This window comes from Burkholderia sp. Ax-1724 (assembly GCF_011752995.1).
Lineage (GTDB): Bacteria > Pseudomonadota > Gammaproteobacteria > Burkholderiales > Burkholderiaceae > Paraburkholderia.
The window spans coordinates 277177-291319 of the sequence record NZ_VWWL01000003.1; the positions used below are offsets into that span (position 1 = coordinate 277177).

General features: G+C 65.9%; 11 protein-coding genes. 4 read left to right on the forward strand and 7 right to left on the reverse strand.

The features are described from left to right. Window positions 1–119: 119 nt before the first annotated feature. Window positions 120–2717, reverse strand: coding sequence for an ATP-dependent chaperone ClpB (clpB, locus tag F3J19_RS05260; protein ID WP_167038495.1), 2598 nt, complete (start codon window positions 2715–2717; stop codon window positions 120–122). Between the two features lie 723 nt (window positions 2718–3440). Between clpB and F3J19_RS05265 the strand changes: the two genes are divergently transcribed. Continuing rightward, entirely contained in the window at window positions 3441–3983 is a 543-nt protein-coding gene (locus F3J19_RS05265) for a group III truncated hemoglobin (RefSeq protein ID WP_167038497.1), read from the forward strand. Between the two features lie 83 nt (window positions 3984–4066). Here the strand turns inward: F3J19_RS05265 and F3J19_RS05270 are convergent, their stop codons facing one another. From F3J19_RS05270 to F3J19_RS05295, 6 genes are all read right to left on the reverse strand, one after another. Next, the gene (locus tag F3J19_RS05270) at window positions 4067–4543 is read right to left on the reverse strand and encodes a molybdenum cofactor biosynthesis protein MoaE (RefSeq protein WP_167038499.1); all 477 of its coding nucleotides are present in this window, start codon (window positions 4541–4543) and stop codon (window positions 4067–4069) included. A gap of 117 nt (window positions 4544–4660) precedes the next feature. Beyond that, window positions 4661–4918, reverse strand: coding sequence for a molybdopterin converting factor subunit 1 (moaD, locus tag F3J19_RS05275; protein WP_167038501.1), 258 nt, complete (start codon window positions 4916–4918; stop codon window positions 4661–4663). A gap of 44 nt (window positions 4919–4962) precedes the next feature. Further along, window positions 4963–6252, reverse strand: a complete 1290-nt coding sequence (glp, locus tag F3J19_RS05280) for a gephyrin-like molybdotransferase Glp (protein ID WP_167038503.1) — start codon at window positions 6250–6252, stop codon at window positions 4963–4965. Between the two features lie 253 nt (window positions 6253–6505). Continuing rightward, complete coding sequence (thrC, locus tag F3J19_RS05285) at window positions 6506–7957, reverse strand: threonine synthase (protein WP_167038505.1); 1452 nt, start codon at window positions 7955–7957, stop codon at window positions 6506–6508. An 8-nt stretch (window positions 7958–7965) separates the two neighbouring features. Then, complete coding sequence (locus F3J19_RS05290; RefSeq protein ID WP_167038507.1) at window positions 7966–9297, reverse strand: homoserine dehydrogenase; 1332 nt, start codon at window positions 9295–9297, stop codon at window positions 7966–7968. 98 nt (window positions 9298–9395) lie between these two features. Further along, window positions 9396–10643, reverse strand: a complete 1248-nt coding sequence (locus F3J19_RS05295; protein ID WP_167038509.1) for a pyridoxal phosphate-dependent aminotransferase — start codon at window positions 10641–10643, stop codon at window positions 9396–9398. 485 nt (window positions 10644–11128) lie between these two features. On the opposite strand from F3J19_RS05295, the gene F3J19_RS05300 reads away from it, so the two are divergent. From F3J19_RS05300 to F3J19_RS05310, 3 genes are all read left to right on the forward strand, one after another. Further along, the gene (locus F3J19_RS05300; protein WP_167038511.1) at window positions 11129–11503 is read left to right on the forward strand and encodes an Mth938-like domain-containing protein; all 375 of its coding nucleotides are present in this window, start codon (window positions 11129–11131) and stop codon (window positions 11501–11503) included. A gap of 148 nt (window positions 11504–11651) precedes the next feature. Continuing rightward, window positions 11652–13496 (forward strand): glycosyltransferase family 39 protein, encoded by a 1845-nt coding sequence (locus F3J19_RS05305; protein WP_167038513.1) that lies wholly within the window; start codon window positions 11652–11654, stop codon window positions 13494–13496. Between the two features lie 25 nt (window positions 13497–13521). Beyond that, complete coding sequence (locus F3J19_RS05310) at window positions 13522–13893, forward strand: SMR family transporter (protein WP_167038515.1); 372 nt, start codon at window positions 13522–13524, stop codon at window positions 13891–13893. The last annotated feature ends 250 nt before the right edge of the window (window positions 13894–14143 follow it).

Genomic DNA, 14143 nt, shown 5'->3' on the forward strand with positions numbered 1-14143 from the left:
GGGCAAAAAAAAGCGGCAACGAAGTTTCCTTCGTTGCCGCTTTTTCATTGCGGCGGCGGGAGCCGCTCGATCAACGCCCCGCCAACCCTGCTACCCGGCGTGACAAGAGCACACCGCGCTCAATGCACGACGCGGTCGAACACCAGTTTGCCGTCTTCCATTTCGACCGGAATCACATCCTTCGGACCGAACTTGCCGGCCAGAATCAGCTTCGCGATCGGGTTCTCGATCTCCTGCTGGATCGCGCGCTTCAACGGCCGCGCGCCGAACAGCGGGTCGTAGCCGACCTTGCCGATGTGTTCGAGCGCCGCGTCCGATACCACCAGTTGCATGTCGAGCTTGGCAAGCCGCTCGTGCAGTCGCTGCAACTGAATCCGCGCGATCGACTGGATATTCGAGCGATCGAGCGCATGGAACACGACGACGTCGTCGATCCGGTTCAGGAACTCGGGCCTGAAGTGCAGCTTCACCTCTTCCCACACGGCGTCCTTCACCGTTTCCTGCGACTCGCCGACCATCGACTGGATCACCTGCGAACCGAGGTTGGAGGTCATCACGATCACCGTGTTCTTGAAGTCGACGGTGCGGCCCTGGCCGTCGGTCATGCGGCCGTCGTCGAGCACCTGCAGGAGCACGTTGAACACGTCCGGATGCGCCTTCTCGATCTCGTCGAGCAGGATCACGCTATACGGCTTGCGGCGCACGGCCTCGGTCAGATAGCCGCCTTCCTCGTAGCCGACGTAGCCCGGCGGCGCGCCGATCAGACGCGCGACGCTGTGCTTCTCCATGAACTCGCTCATGTCGATACGAATGAGGTGCTCTTCCGAATCGAACAGGAACGACGCCAGCGCCTTGCACAGCTCGGTCTTGCCGACGCCGGTCGGCCCAAGGAACAGGAACGAGCCATACGGACGGTTCGGGTCCGACAGACCCGCGCGCGAGCGGCGGATCGCATCGGCGACCGCGTTGATCGCCTCGTCCTGGCCGACCACGCGCTCATGCAGCTTCGACTCGATCTGCAACAGCTTCTCGCGCTCGCCCTGCATCATGCGCGACACCGGAATACCGGTGGCACGCGAGACGACCTCGGCAATTTCTTCCGCCCCCACCTGCGTGCGCAGCAGACGCGGACGCTTCGGACTGTTCTGCTCTTCGGCTTCGGCGCGCGTCACTTCCTTCAGTTGCGCTTCGAGCCCCGGCAGCTTGCCGTACTGCAATTCGGCGACCTTTTCGAGCTTGCCCTCGCGCTGCAAACGCGTGATTTCCGCGCGCGTCTTCTCGATCTCTTCCTTCAGTTGCGCGCTGCCCTGCACCGTGGCTTTTTCGGCGGTCCAGATTTCGTCGAGGTCCGAATATTCGCGGTTCAGGCGCTCGATTTCCTCTTCGATCAGTTGCAGACGCTTCTGCGAGGCTTCGTCCTTTTCCTTCTTCACCGCTTCGCGTTCGATCTTCAGCTGGATCAGGCGACGGTCGAGCCGGTCCATCTCTTCCGGTTTCGAGTCGATTTCCATCTTGATCTTCGAGGCGGCTTCGTCGATCAGATCGATCGCCTTGTCCGGCAGGAAGCGGTCCGTGATGTAGCGATGCGACAGCTCGGCCGCCGCGACGATCGCCGGGTCGGTGATGTCGACGCCGTGGTGCAGCTCATAGCGCTCCTGCAAGCCGCGCAGGATCGCGATAGTCGCCTCGACCGACGGCTCGTCCACCAGCACCTTCTGGAAGCGGCGTTCGAGCGCGGCATCCTTCTCGATGTACTTGCGGTATTCGTCGAGCGTCGTCGCGCCCACGCAATGCAGCTCGCCGCGCGAGAGCGCCGGCTTCAGCATGTTGCCCGCGTCCATCGCGCCCTCGGCCTTGCCCGCGCCGACCATCGTGTGAATCTCGTCGATAAAGACGATGGTTTGCCCTTCGTCCTTGGCGATGTCGTTGAGCACGGCCTTCAGGCGCTCCTCAAACTCGCCGCGATATTTGGCGCCCGCGAGCAGCGCGGCCATGTCGAGCGACAGCACGCGCTTGTTCTTCAGCGTTTCCGGCACTTCGCCGTTGACGATGCGCTGCGCGAGCCCTTCGACGATCGCGGTCTTGCCGACGCCCGGCTCGCCGATCAGCACCGGATTGTTCTTGGTGCGGCGCTGCAGGATCTGGATAGAGCGGCGGATTTCGTCGTCGCGGCCGATCACGGGGTCGAGCTTGCCGGCGCGGGCGCGCTCGGTCAGATCGATCGTGTATTTCTTGAGCGCCTCGCGCTGGCTTTCGGCGTCCTGGCTATGCACCTGCGAGCCGCCGCGCACCGCGGCGATCGCGGTTTCGAGCGCCTTGCGCGACAGGCCGTGCTCGCGCGCGAGACGGCCGGCCTCGCCCTTGTCGTCGGCGACCGCGAGCAGGAACATCTCGCTCGCGATGAACGTGTCGTTGAGCTTCTGCGCTTCCTTGTCGGCCTGATTCAGCAGACCGGTCAGTTCGCGGCCGATCTGCACGTTGCCGTCGGTGCCGCGCACTTGCGGCAGCCGCGTGATCGCGTCGTTCAACGCGGTGAGCAGCGGCTGCACGTGCACGCCGGCGCGCGAAAGCAGCGAGCGCGCGGAACCGTCCTGCTGCGCGACGAGCGCCGACAGCACGTGGACCGGTTCGATGTACTGATTGTCATGACCTACAGCCAGGCTCTGGGCATCCGCCAAGGCTTCCTGGAATTTAGTGGTGAGTTTGTCGATTCTCATCAAGAGACCTCCAATTTCGATTACCACCAAAATGAGGCGTTTTATTGGGGTTTCAAGCGTTTTTTTGGCCTCGGGCGCAACTATTTAACATTTGAGCGAAAGAACCAACGTGATCGCGCCCCACTGCGGCAAGCGGACGGGTTGTCGGCCCGCCTGGGTGCTGGATCTGGCGCGAACTCGCCCGGTTCGGCTGGCTTTTTTGTCCGGCTGGTTTGGCTGCGGCGAACGCCGGGCTGCGGATGCTGGGCTGCCACCGCGTGCGATCGCTGTTACCGGCAAAAGGCCCGAAGCTGGTCGCCGAGGCCAAGAAAAGCCGCAAACGGCGCCTGCGGTTGCGCGATTTCGTCGATCGTATAGTGATTGGATGCGACAAGGAAGGCCCGGCTCGCCGCTTCGCGCGCAGCGCGCGGGCGGCATGGCGAAGTCATCGTTGCAAGGCTGCGGCAAACGGCCCCAGGCTTGCCGGGGATCACCGCCGCGCCCTAAGATGCATGGCTGGCGGCGCCGAGCCTCGTGTCATGTCCGGCAAGCTTTAATCTTTTGTATGCCAAGCAAGGTATTCGCAGCGTGCTTCCGATCGTTGCGGAAACACTGGCGTACCGCCCCCGGCGCCCTCGTCGCGGCTGGCGTAAAAAACGCCACTGCGGGGCCTGCCGGTCGGCAGCCGTTCGCGGCACGGCAACGCCCCGCCTTGCTCAGCAACCGAATTTTTCTGGAATTTGCATGAATCCGTCTTTTCCCGCCACGCCGCCGGTCGAGCGCGCGGCCGAACCCACCGAGGCGAATATCCGCGAGCTCGTCTACGGCTTTTACGATCGCGTGCGCGCCGATGCGCTGCTGGGTCCCGTCTTCGATGCGAAGCTCGCGGGCCGCTGGGACGATCACCTGCCGAAGATGTGCACGTTCTGGGGCTCGCTCGTGCTCGGCGCGAAGCAGTATCGCGGCAATGTGCAGCAGGCGCACCAGCCTCTCGAAGGCATCGAGCCGCAGCATTTCAGCCGCTGGCTGTACCTGTTTCTCGATACCGTCGAATCGCGCTACCAGCCGGCCGCGGCGATCCGATTCATGGAACCGGCGCTGCGCATCGCGCAAAGTCTGCAGTTGAGCCGTTTTGGGTGGGACTACAAGATTCCGGCGGAGCAGCAGGCGCTGCTCGAACGCGTCGCGCCGAAACGCCGTCCGCGTGACGATGACGGCGATCATCCGGTCCGGCCCGCCGGCGAGCCGTTTCCGGTGCCGATTGTGGGCCGGTCGCGCGACGAGTGAGATGGGTTGCGCGGACGGTGGCGGTATTGCGGGCGCAGCCCGCAGTCAAGCAGGTCGCAAAGCGGTCCGCAACCAACGAGCCTCTACGCGCCCTTCCGGTTCCCCGACTCGATACCCCAGCGCGCCAGCGCCGCATCGTCGGTCACGCGCGCATCGACCCAGCGCTCGCCCGCGTCGGTTTTCTCTTTCTTCCAGAACGGCGCCTCGCTCTTCAGATAGTCCATCACGAACTCGCACGACGCAAACGCGTCGCCGCGATGCGCGGCCGTCGTCGCGACGAGCACGATCTGGTCGAGCGGATAGAGCTGGCCGACCCGATGCACGATCAGCACCTCGATGCCCGGCCAGCGCTCGCGCGCGCGCTCGACGATCGCTTCCAGCGACTTCTCCGTCATGCCCGGATAGTGTTCGAGCTCCATCGTCTCGACCGCGCTGCCTTCGTTCAGGTCGCGTACCGTGCCGACGAAACACGCGACCGCGCCGATCTTCGGATTGCGCGCGCGCAACGCGGCCACCTCGGCGCTGAGGTCGAAGTCTTCGGTCTGGACGCGAACGGGCATGAGCGGCTCCTCGGGCTTTTACCGCGTGTGCGCGGCGAATCGATGCGCACGCGGCCTAGAACCGCGCGGCGTCGAAGGTGGCTGCAAAGTGGTTGCAAAGCAGGCGGCAAGCACGCCCTAGCCGCCCGTGACGGGCGGAAAGAACGCGACCTCGCAGCCCTCGGTAATGCGGGTGCTCGCATCGGTCATCACATGATTGCAGGCCATGCGCAGCGCGCGGCCCTCGGCGAGCGTTTCGGCCCAGATGCCGCCGCGCACGCGCAGCCAGGCGCGCACGTCGCCGACGGTCGCCACGCCATCGGGCACGTCGACGGTTTCGTCGGACCGGTTGAGCGCTTCACGCACGCTCGCAAAGTATCGGAGTTCAATCTTCATCGGAATGCCGCCGGCGCCGCCACGGATGCGGCGGCGGCCCGGCCTCAGTTCAGCAGTTCGGAAAACGGAATGAAGCGCACGGTTTCGCCGGCGCTGATCGCGTGATTCGGCGGATTGTCGATCAGGCCGTCGCCCCACACGGTCGACGTCAGCACGGCCGAGCTTTGATTCGCAAACAGATCGAGCCCGCCCGCCGCGTTGACGCGCGCGCGCAGAAACTCGTTGCGCCGATCGGCCTTGGCCTGCGTGAAGTCGGCGCGCAGCGACAGCGCGCGCGGCACGACCGCCTGCACGCCGGCCAGCCGCAGCACGAACGGCCGCACGAACAGCAGGAACGTCGCGAAGCTCGACACCGGATTGCCGGGCAGGCCGATGAAAAACGTTTCGGCCGCCGTGGGAGTCGCGGACGCTGCCGAAGCCGCCGACGCCGCCGATGAAGAGGCCTCAGCCCCCACGGATGCCGCACCCTCCGCTCCCGCCGCGCGGCGCACCGCGCCGAACGCGAGCGGCTTGCCCGGCTTCATCGCGATCTGCCACATCGACAGACGCCCTTCCGCCTCGACCGCCGGCTTCACGTGATCTTCCTCGCCGACCGACACGCCGCCGCACGTGAGAATCAGGTCATGCGCCCGCGCGGCTTCGCGCAGCGTCGCGCGGGTCGCCTCGAGCCGATCGGCGACGATGCCGTAGTCGGTGACTTCGCAGCCGAGCTTTTCGAGCAGCCCGCGCAACGTGAAGCGATTCGAGTTGTAGATCGCGCCCGGCTTCAGCGGCTCGCCCGGCATCGTCAGTTCGTCGCCGGTGAAAAACACGGCGACCTTCACGCGCCGCCGCACCGCGAGCCGCGCGCAACCGACCGAAGCCGCGAGCCCGAGCGCCTGCGGCGTGAGCCGCGTGCCGGCCGGCAGGATCACCGCGCCCTGGCGAATGTCGGCGCCCTGCGCCGTGATCCATTCGCCCGTCTGCGGACGATGCACGATCGTGACTTCGTCGCCGGCCGCTTCGGTCTGCTCCTGCATCACGACCGCGTCCGCGCCGGGCGGCACCGTCGCGCCGGTGAAGATGCGCGCCGCCGTGCCGGACTGAAGCGGCGCCGGCGCATGGCCGGCCGGGATGCGTTGCGAGACCGGCAGGCGGCTGCCGTGCGCGAGATCGGCGAGGCGGACCGCGTAGCCGTCCATCGCGCTCGTGTTCATCGGCGGGACGTCGAGCGGCGACGTGACGTCGGCGGCGAGCACGCGGTTCAGCGCGTCGAGCGTCGGCAGCGTTTCGATACCGTCGATCGGGCGCGCTGCGTCGAGCAGGATCGCCAGCGCATCGGCAGTGGCGAGCATGGGAGCGCGGGGCGTTGGTGTGGACATCTCGGAGTTCGAAGCCGCAGGTTAAAAGAATATTGTAGCGGCCGACGCCATCGGCGCGGGCGGTCTCGCGCGACGCAGCGCTTTTTGTCTTTCTCGACGCCCGGCCGCGAGGGTGCGCGGCCGGCGTGTTTTCGCGACGCATGCGCCGCGTCGCCTGGCGGGGAGCCTGGAGAGAAGTCTGAAGAGAAGAGAAGCGGCGCACCTCGTGAGATGCTGCCGCCGCCCCTTATTCGCCGGTATTCGCGACGATAAAGTCCTTCACGCGCTGCGCATCCGCCGGCACGACCTCGAAGCGCTGCGGCAGCGACTCGAGCCCCGAGAATGCCGCCGGCCGCTCCGGTTCGCGCAGCAGCGCCTCGCGGATCGTCTCGCCGAACTTGATCGGCTGCGCGGTCTCGAGCACGATCATCGGAATGCCCGCTTGCAGATGCTCGCGCGCGACCTTCAAACCGTCGGCCGTGTGCGTATCGATCATCGTGTCATAGCGCTCGAACACGTCGCGGATCGTCTCGACGCGCGTGTCGTGGCTGCTGCGGCCGGACACGAAACCGAACTGCTTCACGCGCGCGAAATCGCCGCTTGCCGCGAGGTCGAAACCGCCCTTCTCCTCGACGTCGCGGAACAGTTGCAGCACGCGCGCCGGATCGCGGCCGAGCAGATCGAACACGAAGCGCTCGAAATTCGACGCCTTCGAGATGTCCATGCTCGGGCTGCTCGTGTGATACGTCTCGGCCGCCTTGCGCACGCGGTAGATGCCGGTGCGGAAGAACTCGTCGAGCACGTCGTTCTCGTTGGTCGCGACCACGAGCTTCTCGATCGGCAGCCCCATCATGCGCGCGATGTGACCCGCGCACACGTTGCCGAAGTTGCCCGACGGCACCGTAAACGACACGCGCTCGTCGTTGCTCTGCGTCGCGGCGAAATAGCCCTTGAAGTAGTAGACGACCTGCGCGACGACCCGCGCCCAGTTGATCGAGTTGACCGTGCCGATCTTGTACTTCGCCTTGAACGCGTGATCGTTCGAGACTGCCTTGACGATGTCCTGCGCGTCGTCGAACACGCCTTCCACCGCGAGGTTGAAGATGTTCGGGTCTTGCAGGCTGTACATCTGCGCGGTCTGGAACGCGCTCATCTTTTTGTGCGGCGACAGCATGAACACGCGGATGCCCTGCTTGCCGCGCATCGCATATTCGGCGGCACTGCCAGTGTCGCCCGAGGTCGCGCCGAGAATGTTCAGCGTTTCGCCGTGCTTCGCCAGCGCGTACTCGAACAGGTTGCCGATCAGCTGCATCGCCATGTCCTTGAACGCGAGCGTCGGCCCGTTCGAGAGCTCCAGCAGCGACAGCGGCGCGCCGTTCTCGACGCCGAGCGTCTTCAGCGGCGTAATCTGCGCGGCGCTTTCGTCGTCGCGCACGTTGCAGTAGGTCGCGGCCGTGTAGGTCTTGCGCGTGAGCGCGCGCAGGTCTTCCGCGGGAATGTCGTCGCAGAACTTCGCGAGGATCTCGAACGCGAGGTCCGCGTACGGCAGCGTGCGCCAGCGCGTCAGTTCGCCCTGCGTGACACGCGGATACTCGGCCGGCAGATACAGGCCGCCGTCTTTCGCGAGACCACCGAGCAGGATGTCGGAGAAGGTATGGCGCTCGCCGGCTCCGGCGCCGCGCGTGGAAAGGTAGTTCATAGTTCGGCCTAGTTCAGCGCTTCCATGCGCAGCTTCGTGACTTGCGAGACGACGGTCTTGAGCGCCTCGATCGACCTGATCGCGGCGTTGACCTGCTTTTCGACCGTCTCGTGCGTGATCAGCAGGATGTCGGTTTCGCCCTTGCCCTTCGCGTCGACGAATTCCGACTCCTTCTGCAGCAGCGCGTCGATCGAAATGCCGGTATCGGCCAGGATGCGCGTGATGTCGGCGAGCACGCCCGTTACGTCGGCGACGCGCAAGCGCAGGTAGTAGCCGCTCGTCACCTCGTCGATCGGCAGGATCGGCGTGTTCGACAAACTGTCGGGCTGGAACGCGAGATGCGGCACGCGGTGCTCGGGGTCGGCCGTGTGCAGGCGCGTCACGTCGACCAGATCGGCGACCACGGCGGACGCCGTCGGCTCCGCGCCCGCGCCCTTGCCATAGTAGAGCGTCGTGCCGACCGCGTCGCCGTGCACGACGACCGCGTTCATCGCGCCTTCCACGTTGGCGAGCAGGCGCTTTTCCGGAATCAGCGTGGGATGCACACGCAATTCGATGCCTTTATCGGTGCGGCGCGTGATGCCGAGCAGCTTGATGCGGTAGCCGAGTTCCTCGGCGTATTTGATGTCGATCGCGGCGAGCTTGCTGATGCCCTCGACGTAAGCCTTGTCGAACTGCACCGGCACGCCGAACGCGATCGCGCTCATGATCGTCGCCTTATGCGCGGCGTCGACGCCCTCGATGTCGAAGGTCGGGTCCGCTTCCGCGTAGCCGAGATCCTGCGCGGCCTTCAGCGCGGTCGCGAAATCGAGCCCGCGGTCGCGCATCTCCGAGAGGATGTAGTTGGTCGTCCCGTTGATGATGCCGGCGATGTACTGGATGCGGTTCGCCGTGAGCCCTTCGCGCAGCGCCTTGATGATCGGAATGCCGCCCGCCACCGCCGCCTCGAACGCGACCATTACGCCGTTCGCGCGCGCCGCCTCGAAAATCTCGGTGCCGTGCACCGCGAGCAGCGCCTTGTTGGCCGTGACCACATGCTTGCCGTTGTTGATCGCGCGCAGCACGAGTTCGCGCGCGATGCCGGTGCCGCCGATCATTTCCGCGACGATCGCGATCGAGGGATCGTCGACCACCGCGTTGAAGTCGTCGCTCAGCGCCACGCTGCCGGCTGCGCCGCCGAGCGCCGCGGTGGCCTTGGCCGGGTTGCGCACGGCAATGCGCACAATCTCGATGCCGCGGCCCGCGCGACGTTTGATTTCTTCCTGATTGCGGCGCAGTACCGTGAAGGTGCCGCTGCCTACCGTGCCGAAGCCCAGCAGTCCAACTTTGATCGGTTCCATGCAGCGTGTGTTTAGTAGAGGTTTGAAAAGGGTGTCGGGGTGGTACGTGCGGCGCGCGCATCGGTCACATCATGCGCCACATCGTACGCGCGGCCGGTTCAGGCTGTATGACGTTTGCGGTAGCCGTCGAGGAAGCGCGCGATCCGGTTGATCGAATCCGCGAGGTCGTCGACGTTCGGCAGGAACACGACGCGGAAGTGATCCGGCGTTTTCCAGTTGAAGCCGGTGCCCTGCACGAGCAGCACGCGCTCTTCGAGCAGCAGGTCGAGGATGAACTGCTGGTCGTTCTGGATCGGATACACCTTCGGGTCGAGGCGCGGGAACATGTACAGCGCCGCCTCCGGCTTCACGCAGCTCACGCCCGGAATTGCCGTCAGCATCTCGTAGGCGAGTTCGCGCTGCTTGTAGAGCCGCCCGCTCGGCACGATCAGGTCGTTGATGCTCTGGTAGCCGCCGAGCGCGGTCTGGATCGCGTACTGGCCCGGCACGTTCGGGCACAGGCGCATCGACGCGAGAATGCCGAGCCCTTCGAGATAGTCTTTCGCGAGCCGGCGGTTCTCGCCGGTCAGGCCCGAAATCGCCATCCAGCCGGCGCGATAGCCGCACGAGCGGTAGCTTTTCGAGAGGCTGTTGAAGGTGACCGTCAGCACGTCTTCGGAGAGCGAGGCCAGTGCCGTGTGGCTCTTGCCGTCGTAGATGATCTTGTCGTAGACCTCGTCGGCGAAGATCACGAGGCCGTGCTGGCGCGCGATCTCGATGAGGCCGAGCAGCAGTTCGTCCGAATACAGCGCGCCGGTCGGGTTGTTCGGGTTGATCACGACGAGCGCGCGCGTGTTCGGCGTGATTTTCGCGCGGATGTCGTCGAGATCCGGCATCCAGCGGTTCGACTCGTCGCAGATGTAGTGCACCGGCGTGCCGCCCGCGAGGCTCACGCCGGCGGTCCACAGCGGGTAGTCGGGTGCCGGCAGCAGCACTTCGTCGCCGTCGTTGACGAGGCCCTGCAGCGCCATCACGATCAGCTCGGACGCGCCGTTGCCGATGTAGATGTCGTCGAGCTCGACGCCCTGCACGCCCTTTTGCTGCGTGTAGTGCATGATCGCCTTGCGCGCCGAGAACACGCCCTTCGAATCGGAGTAGCCGGACGAACCGGGCAGATTCAGGATCATGTCCTGAATGATCTCGTCCGGCGCCTCGAAGCCGAACGGCGCCAGATTGCCGATGTTCAGCTTGATGATGCGATGGCCCTCTTCTTCGAGCCGCTTCGCGTGTTCGAGGACGGGCCCGCGAATGTCGTAGCAGACATTCAGCAATTTGTTGGATTTGAGAATCGGTTTCACGGCGGGCACTTCATCCTGGTTGATGGCTTGGGCAAACCCTGGGGCAAACGGGCCCGGCTGACGCCGCCGGGCCGCGCAGATTCGCCGCTACGGGATTCAGACGCGGCAGCGCCGGCGACGGCCGCCAGCCGCGGATTGGTCGATCTTTCGGGCCACCGCGGGCGGCGCGAGCAGGAACCAAGCAACGGGAAAAGCCGCCGAAAGCGCGCGGCGAACGCACGCGACGCCAACGCAGGTAGCCGGTGGGCCACGCCGACGCGCTCGGGCGCGGCTTGTGGCGACACATGAGCAAGGGGCGCCGCAAGGCGGCTAAAAAGTTATAATTTAGCGGATTTTGGCCGACTTCCGCAATGCACCAACCGCAACGGCAAGCCTTTTCGGCCGCTTCCGTGCCTCATGCGCATCGATCACGCGCATCGAACCGCGCCGGCCGCGCCGCATCCGGCAAGGCCGCCCACAGGCATGATGTCTCACGACGACTTCGGAAAACCAATTTGAAATTACATCAGGATTCCAGCGGCGCGCTGAACACCGTCACCGGCTACGGCGCCGACTACGTCGAAATCAATCTGGTGCATCATACGGGCAGCATTCTCGTGCTGCCGAACGGACCGGTCATTCCCTGGCCCGTGTCGTCCTTCGAGCAACTGAGCGCCGAGCACTTCGCGATGCTGAGCGACGCCGCGCCCGAAGTGGTCGTATTCGGCAGTGGCGAGAAGCTGCGCTTCCCGCATCCGCGCCTGACCGCCGCGCTCACCGCGCAGCGCATCGGCGTCGAAACGATGGACTTCAAGGCCGCCTGCCGCACCTACAACATTCTGATGGCCGAGGGCCGCAAGGTCGCGGCCGCGTTGCTGATCGAAGCCTAGCCCGGCGCGGCACGGCAATGCCGCGCCCGCCGTCACCGCGGCCCGTCCCCGGCGGGCCGCGACTCACCGCGCCGGCGCGACCGGCCGCCATTTCAAGAACAACGACGCCGCGCCGTCCAGCGCGGCGCCGCCAGAAAGGTTGACATTCATGAACGATACGCCGTCGAGGCTACCGCTCAATCGCACCGCGATCCTCTTGCTGGTGCTGGCTCTCGCCGTGATCTGGTTCGTGCCGCTCGGCTGGCGGCATCTGCTGCCGAGCGACGAGGGCCGCTACGCCGAAATGGCGCGCGAGATGTTCCTGACCGGCGACTGGATCACGCCGCGCTACAACGCCTACAAGTATTTCGAGAAGCCGCCGCTGCAAACCTGGGCGAACGCGCTCACCTTCGCCTGGTTCGGCATCGGCGAATGGCAGGCGCGGCTCTACACCGCGCTGACGGGCTTCGCCGGCGTGCTGCTGCTCGGCTTCACCGGCGCGCGCGTGTTCAACGCGGCGAGCGGCGTGTTCGCGGCGCTCGTGCTGGCCTGCTCTCCATACTGGAACCTGATGGGCCACTTCAACACGCTCGACATGGGCCTGTCGTTCTGGATGACGCTCACGCTGTGCGCGCTGCTGCTCGCCCAGCGGCCCAATCTGCCGACCTCGTGCGTGCGCGGCTGGATGTGGGTGTGCTGGGCCTCGATGGCGCTCGCGGTGCTCTCCAAGGGCCTCGTCGGCCTGATCCTGCCGGGCGCCGTGCTCGTGATCTACACGCTGATCGCGCGCGACTGGGCGCTCTGGAAGCGCCTGCATCTGGTGGGCGGCCTGATCGTCTTTTTCGCGATCGTGACGCCGTGGTTCGTGCTCGTGCAGGAGCGCAATCCCGAGTTCCTGAACTTCTTCTTCATCGTCCAGCAGTTCGAGCGCTATCTGACGCCCGAGCAGAACCGGCCGGGCCCGTTCTACTACTTCGTGCCGGTGCTGCTGGTGGGCTTCCTGCCGTGGCTGTCGGTGACGTTCCAGAGCGTGCGCCACGCGTGGCACCAGCCGCGCCAGCCGAACGGCTTCGCGCCGGTCACGCTGATGCTCACGTGGATCGTCTTCATCTTCCTGTTCTTCAGCGCGTCGCATTCGAAGCTGCTGTCCTACACGCTGCCGATCGCCCCGCCCATCGCGATGCTGATCGGCATGTACCTGCCGCTCGTCACGCGCGACCAGCTGCGCCGCCATCTGGCCGGCTATGCGCTCTTTTTCGTGGTCGGCGCGTTTGCCGCGCTGTTCCTGCCGCGCTTCGGCACGGCGCGCAATCCCACCGAGCTGTACGTGGCGTTTCGCGTGTGGGTGCTCGCCGCGCTGGCCGTCGCGTTCGTGTTCACATTGTTCGCGCTGTGGCTGAACCGCCGCGACCCGAACGGCCGGCACGCCGGCCTCGGCGCGCTCGCCGCCTTCGGTGCGGCATGGCTGCTGCTCGCCACGATCGCCGGCACCGGCCACGACGTGTTCGGGCGCCTCAGCTCGGGCGCGCCGCTCGCGCCGCCGATCCGCGCGCAGCTCGCGAAGCTGCCGGCCGATACGCCGTTCTACTCGGTCGGCGTGCTCGACCACACGCTGCCGTTCTATGTCGGCCACACGATGATCATGGTCGAACATCCGGACGAACTCGCGTTCGGCGTCTCGGTCGAGCCGCAGAAATGGGTGCCGACCGTCGATGCGTGGATCGAGCGCTGGAAGGCCGACCGTTACGCACTCGCGCTGATTCCGCCGCCGACCTACGACCGGCTGCTCAAGCAGGGCCTGCCGATGCAGGTAATCGCGCGCGATGCGCGCCGCGTGGTGGTGATGAAGCCGCTCCCGGATGCGGCTGGCGCGGCCGAAGCGGCGGCCATGGCCGCCGTGTCCGCCGGCGTGCCCGTGCCCACGCCGGCGGCGCAACCCGGGCAAGCCGCGAGCGCAAGCGCCGGGCAAACGCCTGCGTCCGCGTCCGCCGCGCCAGCCAAACCGCAACCCTGACCCCCACTCTGGACCACCACGCTCGATGAACCCGATTTCCCTCTTCTGCATCCTCGCCGGCGTCACGCTGAACGCCGGCGCGCAGCTGCTGCTCAAGGCCGGCACGAATGCCGTTGGACACTTCGAATTCACCCGTGCGAACATCCTGCCCATCGGCTTCAAGCTCGCGACCCAGCCGCCGATCATCGGCGGGCTCGCCTGCTACGTGGTCAGCGTGGCGGTGTGGATCGTCGGGCTCTCGCGCGTGGACGTATCGATCGCCTATCCGATGCTCTCGCTCGGCTACGTCGTCAACGCGCTCGCCGCGTGGTATCTGTTCGGCGAAGTGATGTCGGTGCAGAAGCTGGTCGGCATCGGCATCATCCTCGTCGGCGTGGTCGTGCTCGCGCGCAGCTAGGCGCAACGTCCCGGCAGCGGTTTGCCGGGCACGTTCTATTACCGTTTATTGCCCGCGCCGGCCATGCGGCACGCACCGGGCCCGGCAACCTTGCAGGAAGCCATCAGGAACCTGAGCGGCGCGCGCGCCGCCTAAGCGAGACGTAAGGTTCGGCGCGTTAAGCTGTGAGGTTTCGTTTTTCTCGCCGCGGACTTGGGTTTGTGCGTGGTTTGTGGTTTACTTCGCGCCCTTCGGGCTGCGCCCCTTTCAA

Bases quoted from the DNA above. Each gene is read 5' to 3' on its own strand.
- clpB (WP_167038495.1), bottom strand. From the start codon at position 2,717: ATGAGAATCGACAAACTCACCACTAAATTCCAGGAAGCCTTGGCGGAT.
- F3J19_RS05265 (WP_167038497.1), top strand. From the start codon at position 3,441: ATGAATCCGTCTTTTCCCGCCACGCCGCCGGTCGAGCGCGCGGCCGAA.
- F3J19_RS05270 (WP_167038499.1), bottom strand. From the start codon at position 4,543: ATGCCCGTTCGCGTCCAGACCGAAGACTTCGACCTCAGCGCCGAGGTG.
- moaD (WP_167038501.1), bottom strand. From the start codon at position 4,918: ATGAAGATTGAACTCCGATACTTTGCGAGCGTGCGTGAAGCGCTCAAC.
- glp (WP_167038503.1), bottom strand. From the start codon at position 6,252: ATGCTCGCCACTGCCGATGCGCTGGCGATCCTGCTCGACGCAGCGCGC.
- thrC (WP_167038505.1), bottom strand. From the start codon at position 7,957: ATGAACTACCTTTCCACGCGCGGCGCCGGAGCCGGCGAGCGCCATACC.
- F3J19_RS05290 (WP_167038507.1), bottom strand. From the start codon at position 9,297: ATGGAACCGATCAAAGTTGGACTGCTGGGCTTCGGCACGGTAGGCAGC.
- F3J19_RS05305 (WP_167038513.1), top strand. From the start codon at position 11,652: ATGAACGATACGCCGTCGAGGCTACCGCTCAATCGCACCGCGATCCTC.
- F3J19_RS05310 (WP_167038515.1), top strand. From the start codon at position 13,522: ATGAACCCGATTTCCCTCTTCTGCATCCTCGCCGGCGTCACGCTGAAC.